This is a genomic window from Actinocrinis sp. (assembly GCF_035605935.1).
Lineage (GTDB): Bacteria > Actinomycetota > Actinomycetes > Streptomycetales > Catenulisporaceae > Actinocrinis.
Genome location: NZ_DATNGK010000128.1, coordinates 18,553 through 37,305, shown reverse-complemented (window position 1 = coordinate 37,305; position 18,753 = coordinate 18,553). Strand labels below are relative to the sequence as shown.

Here is an 18,753-nt window from a genome sequence, read left to right as displayed (position 1 = left end):
CGTCCGATCGCCTGGCGATCGTCAGCTCAGCGTACCCGCGTACGGATCCCAGTCCTGCGGCAGTTCCTCCGGGATCGGCGCGCTGCTCTCCACATCGCGGAACTCGCCGCTTTCCGCGGAGTCCGCGATCGCGGCCATCGTCTCGAGCACGTGCTGCGCCAATTGCCCGGAGGCACGGTGCGGCGCGCCGGATCGCAGTGCCCGCGCCATGTCCAGCACGCCGAGTCCGCGTCCCGCCACCGGGCCGGAGACCGGCAGCTCGCGCCAGTCCTCGTCCTTCGGACCGCGCACCAGCAGCGGGCCCTCGAAGGTGTTCGGGTCCGGTACCGAGAGCGTGCCCTCCGTCCCGGTGATCTCGATCATCCGGCGCTGCAGCGGCGAGTCGAAACTGAACGTCGAGGCGGCCGCGGCCCCGCTGGCCAGGTCGATCAGCGCCGTGACGTGGGTCGGGACTTCGACCGCGAACACCGTGCCGGCGCGCGGCCCCGATCCGATCACCCGCTGCGCCCGCGCCTGCCGGGCCGTCGCCGCCACGCGCGTGGCCGGACCGAGCAGCGCGGTGAGCGCGGTCAGATAGTAGGGGCCGATGTCGTACAGCGGGCCCGCGCCGATCTGGAACAGGAACTCGGGGTTCGGGTGCCAGGACTCCGGGCCCGGGTTCTGGATCACGGTGGTCACCGCGACCGGCTGCCCGATGACTCCGGAGCGCAGCGCGCGCAGCGAGGATTGCAGGCCCGCGCCCAGGAACGTGTCCGGGGCGTTGCCGACCCGAAGGCCGGCCGCCTGCGCTTCGGCGAGCAGCTTCTCGCCGCTGGCCGGGTCGAGGGTCAGCGGCTTCTCTCCGTACACATGCTTTCCGGCTCGCACCGCGGCGAGCGCGACCGATATGTGCGCGGCCGGGGTGGTCAGGTTGACCACCAGTTCCACCTCGGGGATGGCCAGCACGGTCTCCAGATCCCCCGAAGCCGGCACGCCGTTGCGCGCGGCGACAGCGGCCGCGCGCTCGACGTCGAGGTCCCCGATCGCCAGGACCCGCACGTCCGGGAAGGCGGTCAGATTCCTGAGATACTCCGAGCTGATCACTCCGGCGCCGATGATCGCGACGCCAACGGGCCCGCCGGTCATGCCACCCCGCCTTCCGCTGCGCCGCCTGCAAGACCGGTCAGGTACGCGTGGCTCGCGGCCAGCGCCTCGAAGATGTCGCCCGCGCAGCTATCCAGTTCCACGACCCGCCAGGCCTCTGGCCGCGCGGCGAGGATGTCCGGGACCGGCATCGCCCCGGCGCCGACCGCCGTGTGTGGCTCGTCCTTGGCGATCGGACCGTCCTTCACGTGCAGCGCGACGACGCGATCGCCGAGCCGCTCAAGCAGCTGCGGCACCTGCGCCCCGGCGACCGCGGCCCAGTAGGTGTCGATCTCCAGGACAACCTGCGGGCTCAGCCGCTCGGCGAGCACCTCGAGCGCGTGCACGCCGTCGATCTTCGGCTCGAACTCCCACCAGTGGTTGTGGTAGCCGAGGGTCAAGCCGTACGCCGCCGCCTGCTGCGCTAGTCCGTTAAGCAGATCGGCCGCTCGGGCGATGCCGTCGCGCGTGGTGAACTCGGCCTCCGGGATGCCGGCCGGAACGATCGCCAGCGGCGTGCCGAGCTGCGCTACCGCTTCAAAGGTCGGGCCCGGCTCGGGATCGCGCACCAGGCCGCCCGCGTGCGTGCCGGAGATGGTCAGGCCCAGCTCGTCGGCCAGCGCCTTGAACCCCTTCGGATCGTCGGCCGGACTGTACGGCTCGACCGCCCGATATCCGAGGCCTGCGATGCGACGCAGCGTGGCGTCTCGGTCCTCGGCCATGCTCTCGCGCACGCTGTAGAGCTGCACGCTGATCGGTTTCGACACGTTCCCTCCCATTGCTTCTGTCTTCGTAGTCGTCGTTCCTCGGTGTGCCGGTGCTGCGCAGATCAGCCGACGATCAGCGGTCGCAGCGTGCGATGCGCGATCTCAAGTCCCTGCTTCACCCGGGTCTCGTCGCCGCCCCATACCGGGTCCTCGTGCTCGACCGAGAGGGTTCCGGTGAATCCGCCCTCGTACAGCGTGTCGACCACGGCCCGCCAGTCCACGTCGCCGAGGCCCGGCACGCGGTATCGCCACCATCCGACGTCCCACGGGTTCTCGCGGCTCAAGCTCTTGCCGAAGAAGCCGTAACGCACCCGGGCGCGCGGATCGATCTGCGCGTCTTTGGCCTGCGCGTGCGGAATCCGGTCGACGTAGGGGCGAAGCGCCTCGACCGGGTCGATGCCGAGCCACAGCAGATGTGAGGGGTCGTAGTTGAGGTAGAAGCCGAGCGAGAACATCCACTCCCACAGCTCCGGCGCGTAGGCGAGGTTCCCGGGATAGCCATCCGGGTGCCAGCCCTCCATGACGCAGTTCTCGATGATGAGCTTGACCCCGCGCTCCCCGGCGTACTCGACCAGCGGCGGCAGTATCCGCTCGGCCAGCGCGATGTTGTCCTTCACCGACAGGCTCGGATCGCGGCCGATGAACGTGCCGACGTAAGGCACGCCGAGCAGTTGCGCGGCGTCGACATTGCGGCGTACGTGGTCTGCGATCTGCAAGCGGCGGCGCTCGTGCGGATGCAGGTTGTTCTCGTAGTAGGCGAGGGCGGAGATCTCGAGGCCGTGCTGGTCGAACAGGGCCCTGACTCGCTCGGCGTCACCCTTGTCGAAGGAGGAGACGTCGATATGGCTCGCCTCGAAGTCCCGCGACCCGGTGGACGGCCAGGTGGCGACCTCCAGCGCCTCGTAGCCGTGCTCGGCGGCCCATTCGGCGATCTGCGCGAGCGGCAGCTGTGGCAGGCAGGCGGTGAGAAAACCCAGCTTCATCGGGGCACCTCGATCCAGGAGCGGGACCGGGCGGAGCGCAGTACCGCCTCGGTCAGACGGACGGTTCGGGCGGCGTCGCCGAAGGTCGGGAACGCGGGCGCGCTATCCTGGCCGGTCGACGATTCGGCCCGGATAGCGGCGTACACGTCGGCGACAAAGCCGGCGAAGCAGTCGGCGTAACCCATCGGATGGCCGGGAGGCAGCACGCTGAGACGCGCGGCCTCGGGGGAGAGCAGCGCGGAATCGCGCAGCAGCCGGGCGTTGCCCGCGCGTGATCCCGCGAACAGCGACTCAGGGTTTTCCTGATCGAAGGCGAGAGAGGCCCCGGCGCCGTCGATCTCCAACCACAGCCGATTCTTGCGGCCCGGCGAGACCTGCGAGACGGTCAACGTGCCTGAGGCGCCGCGGTCGGTGCGGAAGAGCACCTGGACCGCGTCCTCCGTGGTCACTTCAGTGCCGCCGCCCGCTTCGCCGTGACCCGCCCCTGCGTCGGGTCCGGTGAAGGTCTCCCGGCCGGAGCCGTAGCGCACCGGAAGCACCGTCTGTGCCTCGGCGATCAGCGCACTGATCCGGTGCCCGCTGATCCACTCGACGAGGTCGCACCAGTGCGAACCGATGTCCGCGAACGCCCGCGACGCGCCGCCCTGCCGCGGATCGACCCGCCAGTTGTTGTCGCCGGGTTCGGAAAGCCAGTCCTGGAGGTAGTGGCCGTGGATGAGCCGTACGTCGCCGACGAACCCGCCGTGCACGCGGGCGCGTGCCTCGGCGGCCATCGGGTGGTAGCGGTAGACGAAGGGAACCGCGGCGATCAGGCCACTGCCACGCGCCAGCTCGACCAGCGCATCCGCTTCGCCGCCGGTCGTCGCGAGCGGCTTTTCGCAGACCACGTGCTTGCCCGCGCGCAGCGCGAGCTCAGCCAGCCGGAAGTGCGAGGCGTTTGGCGTGCAGATGTGCACGACATCCGCCGCGTCGCCGGTCACCAGTTCCTCGGCCGAATCGAAGGAGCGCTCGAGGCCGAAGCGCTCGGCCGCCGCTTTCCCGCGCTCGGGTGTCGAGGCGCAAACGCCGACCACGCGCGCACCCGCCCGCCGGGCGGCGTCCAGGTGCAGCCTGGCGACCATGCCTGCGCCGGCGATCGCCACGCGCAGCGGTGCCTCGATCATCGCGACCTCCATTCGGCTCACCCGTACGTTAATCCCGCCTCTTTACGTTGACAATGGCAGGATTTACGCTAAGTTCTGTCATAAAGGCCGGGGTGATGGCCTCGGCCAGCGGTATCAGGAGCCTTATGAGCAGTCTCGGCGGTCGGCATCTCGCCGCGCTCAGCGAACTGGCCTGCCTCGTGGCCGACGGGACCGCGACGCGGCGCAGTCAGCTCGCACAGGCCACCGGCCTGTCCAGGGCGGCGGTGGCGCAGCGCGTCGATCTGCTCGTAGCGCGGGGTCTGCTCGTCGAAACCGAGCCGGTGGTCACCGAGCGCGGCCGCCCGCCGCTCGCGCTCCAGCTCGCTCCCGACGTGCTGATCTGCGCCGTCGACCTGGGCGCGACGCACTGCCGGCTCGCGCTGACCACGCTCGGCGGAGCGCCGCTCGCGGAGGCGGTGCGCGAGATCGACATCAACGAGGGCCCGCAGACCATCCTCACGGCAGTTCACGAGTTGACCGGTGAGCTGCTGGCGCGCAGCGACCGGCCGCGGGCGCACCTGCGCGCGTTCAGCATCGGCGTGCCCGGACCGGTCGAGCATGAGACCGGCACCGTCATCCGGCCGCCGATCATGCAAGGCTGGGACGGCTACCGCATCCCGGCGTTTTTCCATGAGCAAGGGTTCAGACAGCACGACGAAGCGAGCGTCACAGTGCTCGTCGACAACGACGTCAACATGATGGCCTTCGGCGAGTACAGCCACCGCCGCGATAGCAAGCACCTGCTCTACATCAAGGTGGGCACCGGAATCGGCTGCGGCATCATCTCCAACGGCACGCTGCACCGCGGGGCCGCCGGCGCGGCCGGAGACATAGGGCACATTCCGCTGCCGGGGCACGAAGAAGTGCTCTGCCACTGCGGCAACACTGGCTGCGTCGAGGCGGTGGCGTCAGGCGCGGCAATCGCGCAGGCGCTGCGCGAAGCCGGACTCGCCGCCAAGGGCGGACGCGATGTGGTGCGCTTGGTCTCGGAAGGCAACCCGGTGGCGCGCCGCCGCGTTCGACTGGCCGGTCAGCAGATCGGCGAAGTACTGGCCTCCTTGGTCAGCTTCCACAACCCGGACGCGATCGTGATCGGCGGCAGCATCGCGCAACTGCACGAGGATCTGCTGGCCGACATCCGCGGCGTGGTGTATCGCAGGGCGCTGCCGCTCGCGACGCGGTCCCTCGCCATCGAGACCTCGGCTCTTGGCGAACGCGCGGGCGTCGAGGGCGCGGCACGCATGGCCGCGCGGCACCTGCTTTCTCCGGATGGCATCGAGAAGCTGCTGGCGCAGCCGGTTCACTGAGCACTGATTCGCCGCTGCTCAGTAGGTGCGGTAGTAGATCAACTGCCCGCTCTCACCTTTGGCGGCGCCTTCCCCCGGCAGAAACAGGCTCACTGCGAGGGCGCGGTTACCGTCCGGCGCAGTCAGGGCCGTGACATGCGGATTGGCGAACGCGGTACTGCCGGCGTCGGTGCGGATCTTCGTCGGATGCGCTTCGCGGGCGTCATAGTCGTAGACATATGTGCGCCACGACCCGAAGTCGCCCTTCGCGTGTTGCGCCTCGATCACCGCGTATGCGTGCCCGAAGAAAGTGATCGGGTCGCGTCCGCCGACGTTGCCGCCGACACCGAAACGCAGCAGCGCTTCGTCGAACCCAGGCTCCCGCACGGCCTTCCAGCGCTTGAAATCGGTGAGCGTGGCGCTGAGCTGGCGGTCCACGTCGCACTTCCACCAGTAGTGGCCGCCGAGCGTGACGACCGAATGATCGATATCAGGGTTCAGCTGCACGGCGTAGATGTTCGGCGTGCCCTCAGCGCACCGCGAGAGCGAGCGCTTGGCGTCGAACGCGCGCAGCGGGCGTCCGGTGAAGAGGGCGTCGCGATCGGCGAAGTAGCGCAGCGCGATGTGGTTCTTCGGCTCCTGTTCCCAGGCGACCAGGTAGCCGCCGCCGGGCACGTTCGCGATGGTCGGCTGCGAGGTGTTCGAGCCGAAGTCGCGTTCGCGATGCCAGTCGAGCAGATCGGCAGAGGTGGCGAGGGCGACGTGGAAGCGGCCGTCGCCCAGAGTGCTGTGGTAGACCGCGAGGTAACGGCCATCATCCTCGATGATCTTCGCGCAGTGCATCTCGCAGCCGGCATCGTCCGCGACTGCGTACCGGCGCGCGTCAGCAGCCGTGATTTCTTCGATCAGCGAGCGCAGCAAGTCGAGCACTCAACCACTTTGCGCCTTTTCTCGCTGCGCCGCCGGTTTCGCCGCGCGCGACCTGTGGCCGAGCTTAGAGGGCGTCTGATCCCATGTTGGGGGCGAATCGGCCGATCGACGACCCTGGCTGCGTTGCCGAAACATCCACAGACGACCCGGTATGCGGATGCTCCGGCGCCTTGCCAGGCCCGTCGCTTGGCAGATTCGCTGTGCCGTACCCGACAATTGCGGCAATCCGCCGCTGATAGTGCGTGACGTGAGACCCCAACATGGGATCAGACGCCCTCTTAGTGAGCAATGAGCACGGAGCAGTACGCGTGCCGCGCCACGTGCTCCGCGGTCGAGCCGAGGACCCGATTGTGCAGCTCGGGATGCCGGCTGTGCCCGATCACGATCAGGTCGGCGCGCGCGGCCCGAGCGGCGATCAGGATCTGGCCGGCCGGGTGTCCGATCCGCAGCTCGGTATCGAGCTGAACGCCGTGCCGCTGCGCATAGTCCACGGCGGTTCGCATCCAGTCCTCGGCGCGCTGCACAGTGCGGGACCGGGTCGATGTTGAGGTGGTGCCTGCCGCGCTGCCGCTCGCGTCGTCCTCGCCGGTTTGGCCCGCCAGGTCGATGCGCCGCGGCCCTCCCGTTGCGGCCGGGGCGAAGGCGTTCACCTGCTCCGGCAGCTCGTCGATCGCGATGACGGTCAGCCGCGCGTCCGGCAGTACGCGCGCCAAGGCGACGGCGCGGGCCAACGCGGCGCGGGCTCCGGCCGAGTCGTCGAACGCCACCGCGATCCGGGCGAACCGGGTCGCGGCCGTCCCCATGCTCATGGCGCCGCACTCATGGCGTTCGGCTCACAACGCCGGGTGCGCTGGCACATGAGTGGCCGACTCGATGTGCTGGCTCGCCCGCGCCAACAGCTGCCGCGCCAGGTCGTTGAGTGCGCGGGCCGCCGCCAGTTCCTCGCCCACCTGGGTTTGAATCGGGTCGTTCGGGTGCTTGCTGGCGTGCCCGTGCGCGCGAAGTTCGGTGCCGTCCGGGAGCTTGAGCAGCGCGGTCGCCCGGGTCTTCGGCCCGGCCTCGCGGAAGGTCACCTCGCTATGCCAGCCGACGAAAGTCTGCACCGTCGCCTCACCTACCTTCTGCGGTTCCAATCCAGCGTGCACCCGACCGCGCGGTAACACCAGGGTCCGGCTCTGGTTCGGCGGCCAACGCGTCGGCGTCGTAGCGTCGGAAGATGAGACTCTCCGCCGAGCACGCGCGTGAACGGTTCGCCGACAGCCCCGTCGCGGTGCTCGGGACGACTGACGAGGACGGCATACCGCACCTCGTACCGGTCACCTACCTGGTCTCCGGCGACAAGGTGTTCATCGCCATCGACGGCAAGCCGAAGCGCTCGCAAGATCTCAAGCGGCTACGGAACATCGCCGCGAACCCACGCGTCTGCCTGCTGGCGCAGCGCTACGACGATGACTGGACCAGGCTCTGGTGGGCCCGCGCGGACGGTACGGCGTGCATCGTCGAGCCCGACGACGTGTCCTTCGGCGTGTTCGGCGGATTGGCCGAGCGCTATCCCTGGTATCGCACTAACCCGCCGGACGGGCCCGTGATCGTGGTGACGGTGGACAAGTGGTCCGGCTGGTCGTTCGCGGAGGGGCCGCCCGCGCTCATGTAGCGGGGCGCCGACGAGGCGGCGGGCGCGCGGGTGCGGAGCATCGGCGGACGGCATGATGGTGATGTGCCCGAAGGCGACACGATCTGGCTTGCCGCACACCGGCTGCGCGAGGCGCTGGCCGGCGAGGTGCTGGTGCAGTCCGACCTGCGCGTGCCCCGGCTGGCGACGACCGACCTGCGCGGACACCGCATCGACGACGTCGTCGCGCGCGGAAAGCATCTGCTGTTCCGCATCGACAACGGCCTGACCCTGCACTCCCATCTGCGGATGGACGGCGCGTGGCAGATCTACCGGACCGGCGAACGGTGGCGCGGCGGGCCCACCCACCAGATCCGCGCGGTGCTGGCCGCGGCCGAACGCACTGCGGTGGGTTACCGGCTGCCGGTGCTCGACCTCGTGCCGACTACGCGTGAAGACACGCTGGTCGGGCACCTCGGTCCCGATCTGTTGGGCCTCGACTGGGACCGCGGCGAGGCGGTGCGCAGGCTGCTCGCGGTACCGGATCGCGCGGTGGGTGAGGCGCTGCTCGATCAGCGCAACTTGGCTGGGATCGGCAACGTGTACAAGTCGGAGCTGTGCTTTCTGCGCGGCGTGACGCCCTGGACACCCGTGTCAGATGTGGCGGACCCGGGGCGGATGGTTGACCTTGCGCAGCGGCTGCTTGATGCGAATAAGGCTCGCCACGGGCACGTCACCACCGGCGACATGAGGCGCGGCCGCACGCACTGGGTATACGGCCGCGACCATCAGCCGTGCCTGCGCTGCGGTACGACGATCCGCATTGCGGAGCAGGGGCCGGTAGGGGAAGCGCGCGTCACGTACTGGTGCCCGACTTGCCAAAAGGGACCGGGACCGGAAGCAGCTAGCTGACACCTGTCCGGTTCAGCCGGACACAGTCGAATCGGCCAGTTGTCCCGTTGAACTGAACAGAGTTGACCTGGCCTGTCCAGTTCAACGGGACACAGCACCTGACCCGAATCAGTGCGCGATATCGCTGATCCCGATGATCCGCTCGATCTTCATCCGGCACAGCAGCTCGCCCGGCACGCCGTTGCGCCGACCGTATTCCTCGGCGCGTCCGGCGGGGACGTAACGCTCGGCGATCCGCGTCGCCCAGGTCAGCAGGTCATCCTGCTCCACGCTCAGCGACACTGCACCGCGCACCGAGACGAAGTGATACGGATACTCGTCGACGTCCACAGTCAGCGCCGCGCGCGGGTTGGCCCGCAGGTGACGGCCCTTCACGGTCGTCTCGTTGGTGGTGAAGACCAGCTCGTCGCCGTCCAGCACGAACCAGACGGGTGCGACATGCGGCGCGCCGACGGCTGAGGCGGTCGCGAGCTTTCCGGTGCGAGTGCCGGTGGTCAGGAAGTCGAGGGCCTGTTCTCGTGTCATCGTCGCCATGACCCAAGCCTCGCCGATCTGCACCGCTATTGCAGCTCGCCTCCGCCGTTTTCCGTCACGGCGCCGCCCCGCTTGGCCCGCGGCTCCGGCTGCGCCCCTGACCCCGATTCCGCGTCCGGATCCGCCTCCAGCACCACGGTAACCTCCGCCTCCGCGAGCCGGTCCATGATGCCGGACGCGATCCGCAGCACCTGCCGCTCCGTCTCACTCAACTCGCCCAGCGCGGCGGCCAGCCAGGCGTCCCGCTCGGCCATGTCGTCGGCCAGCGCGCGCAGCCCAGTCATCGTCAGTTCGAGGACGGACTGTCGGCGGTCCTGCGCGCTGCTCGCGCGCACAATCAGCCCGGCCCGCTCCAGCTCGGCGAAGACGCGGGTGAGCGACTGCGGACGCTGGTGTTCGACGGCGGCGATCCGGCCCGCCGTCGTAGGGCCGTTGCGGTACAGGTGGCTGAGCACTGCCAGCTTGTTAGTGCTCAGCGCATCCGCAGAACGCTCGGTACGCAGCCGCCGGGTCAGCCGATTCGCCGCGCGCCGGATCTCAGACGCGGCCCCCAGCAGGGGGTCCGGATTCGCGCTGGCCATATTACTAAGCTATCACGTACTATCTCATGCAGCTGGCTGGCGATACTTGCTCGCGAGGGGGCGCACCTTGAGTAGGAAATCGTACGCGATCGCTCACGATCCCGAGTTGCGGGCCGCGATCGTCGCGACCGCCGCCGTCCTGCTGAGCTTCGGTTCCGGCCTGCTGCTGGAAAACGCCGCGCACCTGAACGTGGACGCGCCGCTGATCGCAGTCGTCCTCGCACTGACCCTGGCCCGCACACAGCGCGGCGCCGACCTGCGCGGACGGCTGATCGGCCTGGTCGTGCTGCCGCTGATCGCGGTCGCCGCGAGCGAGATCGGCAACCTGATGCTGCATCACCCGAACTTCGGTGACGCGCTCTTCGCGCTCGCTGTCAGCCTGTCGATCTGGTTGCGCAGGTTCGGGCAGCGGGCCACAAAAGCGGGCACGCTCCTCGCGCTGCCCTTCGTTGCGATTTTGGTCACGCCGATCCCCATGCCTCCGGGACACGGCGCGACCGGCTGGTCAGCGGTCATCGCCCTGATCGCCTTCCTGAGCGTCTCCGTCATGCAACTCGCCGCGCAGCGAATCGGCTTTCTGCGCGAGCAGCCCGCCGCCACCCACCATGGCGAATCACAGCGTACTAAGACGGCCGTCCCCGCCAGCACGCGCATGGCCGTGCAGATGGGCCTGGTACTCGGTGCGGCCTTCATCATCGGACGCTGGGGATTCACGCCACGCTGGGCCTGGACTGTCATCACCGCGTTTGTCGTATGTAGCGCAAACCGCGGCCGCGGCGACGTCGTCTACAAGAGCCTGCTGCGCCTCGCCGGCGCGGCTGGCGGCACGATCGTGGCTACGCTGCTCGCCCACCTCTTCGGCCCGCACGACAACCGCTCGATCGCGCTGATCTTCGTGGTACTTGCAGTCGCGAACTGGCTGCGCTCGTTCAGCTACGCCTACTGGGCCGGCTGCGTCACCTCAGTGCTCGCGCTGCTGCAGGGGTACTTCGGCGAGGTCCATCTCAGTCTGCTGGCCACCAGGTTGGAGGAGATCTTGGTCGGGACGGCGATCGCGATCGCGGTCTCCTGGTTCGTGCTGCCGGTGCGGACGACAGACGTCGTGCGGCGACGCGTCGGCGACGCGTTGGTCACGCTCGGGGAGCTTCTTACCGCACTGCGGAATGACCCAGCAGACCATTCAGCCCTTCACGCGCTAGGCGCCCGCTTCGAGTGGAATCTGAACCAAGTCCAACAGGTTGCTACGCCGCCGCGGGCGTACCGCGTTGCTGCGCGCCATATCCGTCTTATGCAACGCGGACGATTCAGCCAGCTCGCTGACGCAATCGATGCGGTACAGCATTGCGCCGAGCCGGTACGGCTCCTCGTCCGCAGCACTGACACACCACCTGACGCCCGACCGGAACGCTCGGCGAAAAACCTGGTGGAGGAGATCCGGCGCAACCTCGGGACGGCCCGAGATGTGCTCGCGACCTACCGCCCGCCGTCACCTCGGCCCGAACCGACGCCAGTATCAGTCAGCTGACTTCTTTGGGCGTCCGCCGGATGTCCGGCTCCAAATAGATCACCCGGGCGATCGGGACCGCCTCGCGCACCCGGCGCTCTGCCGCGTCGATCGCCCGCGCCACCTCCAGCGCGGTGTCGTCGTGGTCGACCGCGATCTTCGCCGCGACCAGCAGCTCGTCCGGGCCCAGGTGCATCGTGCGCATGTGGATTACCGAGTTGACCACCGCGCCGTCGACCAGCGCCGCGCGGATCCGCTGCAAGTCCTGCGCGCTCGCGCCCTCGCCGAGCAGCAGGCTCTTGGTCTCGATGCCGAGCACCGCCGCGGCCGTGCCGAGCAGCAAGCCGATCGCGAGCGTGGCGATCCCGTCCCAGACGCCGCTGTGCGTCGCCAGAGTCAGCAGCACACCGAAGAACGCCAGTACCAGACCGATCAGCGCGCCGAAGTCCTCAAGCAGCACCACCGGCAGCTCCGGCGCCTTCGCATGCCGCACGAACTGCGGCCAGCTCTGCTCGCCGCGCTCGTGATTCGACTCGGCGATCGCGGTGCGGAACGAGAACCCTTCCGCGATCATGGCGAACAGCAGCACGCCCACCGGCCAGGCCCAGTTCTCCAGTGGATGCGGATGGCTGATCTTCTCCACACCCTCATACACCGCGAACAAGCCGCCGAGGCTGAACAGCACGATTGAGACCAGGAAGCCGTACACGTACCGCTCCCGGCCGTAGCCGAACGGATGCTGGTCGGTCGCCTCACGACTCGCCCGCTTGCCGCCGACCAGCAGCAGCACCTGGTTGCCCGAGTCGGCGATCGAGTGGATCCCCTCGGCGAGCATCGAGGAGGAGCCGCTGAACCCGAAAGCGACGAGTTTCGACACCGCGATCGCCAGGTTCGAGCCCAGCGCGGCCACGATCGCCTTGCTGCCGCCAGCGCTACTCATCGCCGAATGTCACCCTGCCGTCGTCCGGTCTCATCAGTGAGTTGATCGGTTGATCCGGTTGGGTAGACCGAGCGGGTAGCCCCTGGCGGCCGATCAATGGCCGTCACCCTATCGGCTGTCGGCGGTGTGGATCACGGAGCGTCAATTGTTGCCGCCACCGCCACCGTCGCCTCCGTCACCGTTGTTGTTCGCCAAGCCGTTCGAGAGGTTCTGCAGTTCGCCGGTCAGTTGGTCGGCCGCGCCCTGTGAGATCTGGCCGTTGTCCAGATCGTCGTTGATCTTCTGCTCGACTGCGTTGATCTTCTGCTGGACCGCGCGCTGCTGCCTGCCGCCACCGCCGTTGTTCCGCGCAGCGGTGACCGCGTTCTCCACATCGCTAAGGGAGTTCTGTAGATCGCGGCCGGTGTTCGGGTCGATGGTGTCCTGGCCCTGCGCGATGAAGCCGTCGATCTGCGCACGCATTGCCTCGAGGTAACCGATCGGGTCCGCCGCCGGATCGCCGAACACTGGGTTCGCATTCGCGACCGTGGTGGTCGTATCGACGGGGGACGGCGACGCCGGGGTCGGCGAGGTCGTCGGCGCGCTGGTGCTCGCCGCGCTCTGACCTGCAGACGACGGCCCGCCAGTGTTCGTTTTGCTCGTGTTTCCGGTGTTCATCACAAGCGCGGTAATGCCGGCGGCCGCCGCCGCGACGAACAGCGCGACGACCAGCAGCTTGAGCCCTGAGTCCCTGCCGCGGCTCCTGCTCTCAGTGCTCGAAGCCGCGCCGCGCGCGCCGCCGCCGATGCCCCCTGCGACAGCCGATCCGCCCTGTCCACGGCCCGGTCCCTGGCCCTGCCCCCGGCTAGGTCGCGCGGTGACCTGGGTTGGCACTTCGTACGACGGCATCACCATCGTGTGCTCCGGCGACATCGGAACGTTCGCCGTCGGCTGCGAGAGGAACGCGAACACATCCGATGCACTTGGGCGCTGGGTCGGGTCCTTTGCCATGCAGCGCAGGTACACGTCGACGACGCCCTGCGAAAGGCCCGGTGCGGTAAGCGGCGGCGGCGGCGCGTATACGTGTCCTTCCGCGACCTGAGCGACGTTCGGGCTGTCGTACGGCGGACGCCCGGTCAGGCACCAGTACAGGACGCAGCCGAGTGCGTACACGTCAGACGCTGGCACGGCGCCGCGCCCGGTTAGCTGCTCGGGTGCCATGCACGCCGGTGTGCCGATCGCCATACTGCCCGTGAGGCTCGAATCCGTCGCGGCGAGCGCGATGCCGAAGTCGAGCAACTTCGCACCACCCGGCGTGAGCACCACGTTGGCCGGCTTGACGTCGCGGTGCACGATCCCCGCCTCATGCGCCGCCCGAAGCGCGTCGGCCAGTTGCGCGCACACCGTGACCGCGTCCGCGACCGGCAGCGGTCCGACGCGCAACCGCTCGGCCAGCGTCACGCCGTGCAGCAGTTCGGTCACCAGCACCGGCTGGACGCTGCCGTTCGGCTGTACCTGCTCCAGGTAGTCGAAGACGATCGTCACGCGCGGATGCGCCAGTCGGGCCAGCGAACGCGCCTCACGCCGCAGCCGCTCGCGCTCGGTTGGGTCGGCGAGAGCGGAGCTGTGCAGCAGCTTGATCGCCACCGTCCGGTCCAGCGCGGTGTCGGCAGCCTCCCACACGGTCGCACTGCTGCCCGCGCCGAGCGGCCGGACGAGGCGGTAGCGATCGGCGATCAGGGTGCCCGGCATCACCGGGGCGGGCGTCGCGGAGTCCATCCCGGGATTATCGCCTGTTCGGCGTAACGGTCCGGTGAAACCTTGCAAGCTTGGGTGACTCGTAAGGTACTCAACAGGCGCACTTATCGGGCGAGACCGGCGAACCTGGCGAACCGTCAGCTCAGCAGCCCGTCGACGATCGTTCTGAGCGCCAGTTCCAAAAGGGCGTCCCTAGCCGCCTCGTCGTCCACCTGGAGTGGACCGTCAAGCAGCAGCGTGGCCAGGCCATGCACCATCGACCACGCGGGAATCTCGGCGTTGGGCCGGCGCTCGGGCCGCAGAATGCCCAGCGTGACGAGCCGATCGAGGCCTTCGCTCAGCATTTGAAACGGTCGGTAACGCAGCATGTCATTGACCTCAGCCGACGCTTCGTCCGCTCTCGGCTCCTTCTCCCCGCCTTCCTCCTCCGCCATAGGCCCGTGCCAATTGCCCGATGCCGGGGCCGAATCGTCCGATTCCGGCGAGGTCGGGGGAGTGCGGCAGAACGCGGTGCGGAACAGACCCGGCTCGTCGAGCGCGAAGTGCACGTAAGCGGCGCCGATCGCGCCTAGTCGACTCAGTGCCTCAGGAGCGGGATCGGCCATGGGCTCCACGTCTCGCATAGCCGCGTCCATCGCGTCCGCCAGTTCCTGCTGAGCGCGCTGCTTGACCGCATACCGCAGTTCATCGTGGCCTGCGAAGTGCCGATACGCCGCTGCCGGAGACACGCCGACCCGCCGCGCCGCCTCGCGCAACACCACAGCATCCGGACCGCCCTCGCGGGCCAGCGCGACGGCCGCCCGGGTCAGCGCATTGGCCAGGTCGCCGTGGTGGTAGCGGCCACGACCGGACTCGTCCCGACCAGCCTCGCCACCTGATTCGCCTCGACCTGACTCGCCGTGACCGATCTCAGGACGTGCCACCTTGCCGCGACCGGACGCGTCACGCCTAGCCTCGCCGCGACCCGCCTCGCTCGCGGGCTCGGCGTTTGGACCGGTCTTGGCGGCCCCGGCGTGCGCGTTCATGCCCGTCATTATCACCCGCCACCTTTCCGGCTCGCAGATGTTGACGCCGTTCACATTGCTCGATACCGTGGACTTACCCGCGAAGTAAACACCGTACACATCCGAAGCGGTACTGGTACGGCGCGCTCGCGGGCGTGAACAACGGGCGGCAACACCACAGAGTTGGCCGACGGCGCAGCCGCCGGCCGGAAGCGGCACAGGGGACGGCGATCCACCGATGGAGGGCGGACGGATGCTTCACAGACTCGGCGATTTGATGTACCGGCGGGCGCGACTCGTGCTGCTGGTGACCGGCATTCTGTTAGCAGTGGCGGCGGTCATCGGAGTCGGAGCTTTCGGAAAGCTGCAAGGCGGCGGCTTCGACGACGCGAACTCGCAGTCGACCAGGGCGGCCAACCAGATCGACGCGCAGTTCGGCGGCCAGGACAACCTGATCCTGCTGGTGCACGCGCAACACGGCACGGTCGACTCCTCGGACGTGCAGACGGCCGGGCTGCGGCTGACCGACTCGCTCAAAGCACGCTCCGCGACGATCGATCGAGTCACCTCCTATTGGACGACTCCGGCGCCGTCGCTGCGCTCGAAGGACGGCACGCAGGCGATGGTGCTGCTGCATGTGAAGGGTGACGCGCAGCAGGTCACTGACAGCTCCAAGAGCCTGATAGCCACATACGCGGCGCCCGGCGCGGGCGTCGGCAGCCCGGCGATCTCGGTGCTCGCCGGCGGCGACGCGGCGGTCAACGTCCAGGTCAATGCTCAGGTGGGCAAGAGCCTCGCGCTGGCCGAGGGAATCGCCGTGCCGCTGATCATGATCCTGCTTATGTTCGCCTTCGGCAGCGTGGTCTCCGCGCTGCTACCCCTCGCCATCGGCGGCATAGCCATCCTGGCGACGTTCGCCGAGCTGTTCATCCTCGGGTCGATAACCAACGTCTCCATCTACTCCGTCAGCCTCACCACGCAACTCGGGCTTGGGCTCGGCATCGACTACGCGCTGCTGATGGTGAGCCGGTTCCGCGAGCAGTTGGCCACCGGCCAGGACGTACGCGACGCGGTCGTGCGAACCACGGCCACCGCGGGTCGGACGGTTCTGTTCTCGGCGACCACTGTCGCCGTGGCACTCACCGCGCTGCTGATCTTCCCGCAGTACTTCCTCAAGTCTTTCGCATTCGCCGGCATCGGCGTCGCGTTGATCGCCGCGATCAGCACGGTCATCGTGATCCCGGCATTGCTCTCAGTCCTCGGGCACCGGGTCAACGCCGGCCGGCTGCGCTGGGCCGCATCAGGACGCGGAGACGCCTCGCCGCTGTGGGGCCGGATAGCCCGGGGTGTCACGCGTCGACCGGTGCTCGCCGCCGTGCCCGTGCTAGCCGTGCTTTTGGTCGCCGCGTCGCCGCTGCTCGGTGTGACCTTCGGCACGCCGGACCAAACCGTGCTGCGGCCGGGCATATCCAGCCGCCAGGTCGCGGAGGTCATCAGCGCGGACTTCGCAGGCGACACGTCGACGACCGTCAATGTGATCACAGCCGGCCCGGTCTCGTCCGCCGCGGCGAACGCCGACTACGCACGTCAGCTCTCGATGTTGCCCGGGGTCGTCCGGGTCGACAGCAGCGCCGGTACCTTCGCCGCCGGACGCGCCGCACAGGGCGATCCCGGAGCCGCCTTGCTCGGCAATGCGGCCGCGCAGCGCTACTCGATCGTGATAGCTCCCGACCCGACCTCCGCCGCCGCGCAGCAACTCGTCGGCGATATCAGAGCGCTGCCGGGGCCGGAGCATGTCGACACGCTGGTCGGCGGGCGCACCGCGGCGTTGGTCGACGCGAAGCACTCGATAGGCGCGCACCTGCCCTGGGCGCTGTTGATCGTCGTCATCGCGACCTTCGCGCTGTTGTTCCTGTTCACCGGCAGTGTGATCCAACCCATCCGGGCCCTGATCATCAACGGTCTGAGTCTTTCGGCGGCGCTCGGCGTGATGACCTGGGTCTTCCAGGACGGTCATCTCACCTCGCTGCTGGACGCGACGCCTCGGCCGATGGACACGTCGATGACAGTGCTCGCACTTTGCCTCGCCTTCGGCTTGTCGATGGACTACGAGGTCTTCCTTACTAGCCGCATCAAGGAGATGCACGATCAGGGTGCCGATACGAACACCGCGGTCGTGCACGGGTTGGCTCGCACCGGCAGGATCGTGTCCACGGCCGCTGGGCTGCTCTCGGTCACCTTCTTCGCTTTCGCCACCAGCACAGTCAGCTTCTTGCAGATGCTCGGGCTCGGCGCCGGACTGGCCGTTCTGCTTGACGCGACCCTGATACGCGGGGTGCTCGTGCCATCGGTCACCGCGCTCGCCGGAGAGCGCATCTGGTACGCCCCGCGCTGGCTGCGCGCGGTGCATCGCCGCATCGGACTGAGCGACGGACCAGTGACTGGACAACCGGACAGCCGCTACAGTCAACTCGCACACGCAGACAACGGTTAGTCGGTTAGTCGGTCTTCGAGGTCGGCCCGGACGCGGTCCGGCCGAGGCCGTCGGCTGGCGCGGAAGGGATCCGGGCCGATGAGCGACGAGCGCGGCTGGTATCAGGGCGGCGAGCACGGCGCCGAAAGCGGCGACGGCTTGTCCGAGGCCTACCGGGAGTGGCAGCGTCAGCAGCAGCTGCAACGTCCGTGGGACCGGCAGCAGCCGTGGCAGCAGGAGGCTGGGACCGAGCCCGTCGCCGGCTCCGATGTGGGCGCGGACGCGGCGGCCTCACCAGCGGACTCGTGGCTGCGGCCGAGCATCGGTGGGCAGGCGAGCGCTAACCGCAGGGCGGACCACGCCAGGCAGAGCCCTGACGCGCAGAGCGCGCCCGCCTGGCGCGGCCCCTCCCGACAGAGCCCTGACGAACCGCGGCCCGGCCCAGCACAGCAGCCACCGGAGGCAGCGCCGCATCGGACAGACGCGGCGCAGCAACGGCCGGGCACTGGGCGTCAGCAGTTGGACACGGCGCATCAACAGTTCAACGCAGCGCAACAGCGGATGGACGCGGCGCAACAGCAGCCGGGCACCGGATGGCAATCCGACCCGGCGCAGCACCGGGCCAACCCAGTACGGCAGCCGTTGGATCCAGCACGGCAGCCATTGGACGCAGTGCAGCGGCGGGTGGACCCGGCGCAGCACCAAATCGCCTCAACGCAGCAAGGTTCTGACAGCTGGCTCGGCGGCACCGGACCGGACGCAGGCGGGTCCACCGGGCTGCCGAGCGGCGTCGGGGTGCGGCGCGAGGACGACTTCCGGCCGGCCTACCAGCCTGACGAGACTCCGGAGCCGTCGCGGTCACAGCAGGGCCGCGTGCGGCCCGCCCTGCCGCCCACTGCTTACCAGCCGCAGTCACAGGTACAGCCGCCGAATCCCGCACCAAGTCCGGCGGCTCATCCGGCGCCGCCACGCCCCCAAGCGCCTTCGCCGCAGCTCACGCCTCCTCGCCCGGCGCAGCCGCAGTCCGCCCCAGGGCACGGTTATCTGCCGCGGCAAGCGCGTCCGCATGCCGCATTGCCTCCCGGGCCCTCGCAGTCGCAACCGCAGCCGCCAAGCATCGGTTCCGCCGCGCCGACGTCCGCGTTCCAGCCGTCGAATCCGCCGCCGCAGGCTCAGCCGCGATT

General features: G+C 68.9%; 17 protein-coding genes. 5 read left to right on the top strand and 12 right to left on the bottom strand.

All coding sequences use genetic code 11. The features are described from left to right. Positions 1-21: 21 nt before the first annotated feature. From VN779_RS11070 to VN779_RS11055, 4 genes are all read right to left on the bottom strand, one after another. Positions 22-1,125 (bottom strand): Gfo/Idh/MocA family oxidoreductase, encoded by a 1,104-nt coding sequence (locus VN779_RS11070; protein WP_325722385.1) that lies wholly within the window; start codon positions 1,123-1,125, stop codon positions 22-24. After that, a complete protein-coding gene (locus VN779_RS11065) occupies positions 1,122-1,889 on the bottom strand; it encodes a sugar phosphate isomerase/epimerase (protein ID WP_325722384.1) in 768 nt (255 codons plus the stop codon). Before VN779_RS11065 ends, VN779_RS11070 begins: the two co-directional genes overlap by 4 nt. A gap of 62 nt (positions 1,890-1,951) precedes the next feature. Then, positions 1,952-2,872, bottom strand: a complete 921-nt coding sequence (locus VN779_RS11060; RefSeq protein ID WP_325722383.1) for a sugar phosphate isomerase/epimerase — start codon at positions 2,870-2,872, stop codon at positions 1,952-1,954. Further along, a complete protein-coding gene (locus VN779_RS11055) occupies positions 2,869-4,035 on the bottom strand; it encodes a Gfo/Idh/MocA family oxidoreductase (RefSeq protein ID WP_325722382.1) in 1,167 nt (388 codons plus the stop codon). The genes VN779_RS11060 and VN779_RS11055 overlap by 4 nt, the downstream gene beginning before the upstream one ends. 125 nt (positions 4,036-4,160) lie before the next feature. Here VN779_RS11055 and VN779_RS11050 point away from each other — a divergent pair, with 125 nt between their 5' ends. Next, the gene (locus VN779_RS11050) at positions 4,161-5,363 is read left to right on the top strand and encodes an ROK family transcriptional regulator (protein WP_325722381.1); all 1,203 of its coding nucleotides are present in this window, start codon (positions 4,161-4,163) and stop codon (positions 5,361-5,363) included. Between the two features lie 18 nt (positions 5,364-5,381). Here VN779_RS11050 and VN779_RS11045 read toward each other — a convergent pair whose 3' ends face one another. The 3 genes from VN779_RS11045 to VN779_RS11035 form a co-directional block, all read right to left on the bottom strand. Further along, complete coding sequence (locus VN779_RS11045) at positions 5,382-6,272, bottom strand: hypothetical protein (protein ID WP_325722380.1); 891 nt, start codon at positions 6,270-6,272, stop codon at positions 5,382-5,384. 278 nt (positions 6,273-6,550) lie between these two features. After that, a complete protein-coding gene (locus VN779_RS11040; RefSeq protein ID WP_325722379.1) occupies positions 6,551-7,081 on the bottom strand; it encodes a universal stress protein in 531 nt (176 codons plus the stop codon). A gap of 24 nt (positions 7,082-7,105) precedes the next feature. Next, entirely contained in the window at positions 7,106-7,375 is a 270-nt protein-coding gene (locus VN779_RS11035) for a DUF1876 domain-containing protein (protein WP_325722378.1), read from the bottom strand. A gap of 113 nt (positions 7,376-7,488) precedes the next feature. On the opposite strand from VN779_RS11035, the gene VN779_RS11030 reads away from it, so the two are divergent. Next, positions 7,489-7,926 carry a TIGR03668 family PPOX class F420-dependent oxidoreductase gene (locus tag VN779_RS11030; RefSeq protein ID WP_325722377.1) on the top strand — a complete coding sequence of 146 codons (438 nt, stop codon included), beginning with the start codon at positions 7,489-7,491 and terminating at the stop codon, positions 7,924-7,926. Between the two features lie 63 nt (positions 7,927-7,989). Then, complete coding sequence (locus VN779_RS11025; protein WP_325722376.1) at positions 7,990-8,796, top strand: DNA-formamidopyrimidine glycosylase family protein; 807 nt, start codon at positions 7,990-7,992, stop codon at positions 8,794-8,796. Positions 8,797-8,904: 108 nt separating this feature from the next. Here VN779_RS11025 and VN779_RS11020 read toward each other — a convergent pair whose 3' ends face one another. After that, positions 8,905-9,330 (bottom strand): PPOX class F420-dependent oxidoreductase, encoded by a 426-nt coding sequence (locus tag VN779_RS11020; RefSeq protein WP_325722375.1) that lies wholly within the window; start codon positions 9,328-9,330, stop codon positions 8,905-8,907. A 26-nt stretch (positions 9,331-9,356) separates the two neighbouring features. After that, positions 9,357-9,911 (bottom strand): MarR family winged helix-turn-helix transcriptional regulator, encoded by a 555-nt coding sequence (locus tag VN779_RS11015; protein WP_325722374.1) that lies wholly within the window; start codon positions 9,909-9,911, stop codon positions 9,357-9,359. A 67-nt stretch (positions 9,912-9,978) separates the two neighbouring features. Here VN779_RS11015 and VN779_RS11010 point away from each other — a divergent pair, with 67 nt between their 5' ends. Then, positions 9,979-11,436, top strand: coding sequence for an FUSC family protein (locus VN779_RS11010; protein WP_325722373.1), 1,458 nt, complete (start codon positions 9,979-9,981; stop codon positions 11,434-11,436). Here VN779_RS11010 and VN779_RS11005 read toward each other — a convergent pair. From VN779_RS11005 to VN779_RS10995, 3 genes are all read right to left on the bottom strand, one after another. Continuing rightward, on the bottom strand, positions 11,429-12,355 hold the full coding sequence (locus VN779_RS11005) for a cation diffusion facilitator family transporter (protein WP_325722372.1): 927 nt from the start codon (positions 12,353-12,355) through the stop codon (positions 11,429-11,431). The genes VN779_RS11010 and VN779_RS11005 overlap by 8 nt on opposite strands. A gap of 141 nt (positions 12,356-12,496) precedes the next feature. After that, a complete protein-coding gene (locus VN779_RS11000; RefSeq protein ID WP_325722371.1) occupies positions 12,497-14,113 on the bottom strand; it encodes a serine/threonine-protein kinase in 1,617 nt (538 codons plus the stop codon). Between the two features lie 116 nt (positions 14,114-14,229). After that, complete coding sequence (locus VN779_RS10995; protein ID WP_325722370.1) at positions 14,230-15,117, bottom strand: TetR/AcrR family transcriptional regulator; 888 nt, start codon at positions 15,115-15,117, stop codon at positions 14,230-14,232. A 232-nt stretch (positions 15,118-15,349) separates the two neighbouring features. Here VN779_RS10995 and VN779_RS10990 point away from each other — a divergent pair, with 232 nt between their 5' ends. Then, entirely contained in the window at positions 15,350-17,590 is a 2,241-nt protein-coding gene (locus tag VN779_RS10990) for an MMPL family transporter (RefSeq protein WP_325722369.1), read from the top strand. Positions 17,591-18,753 lie beyond the last annotated feature (1,163 nt).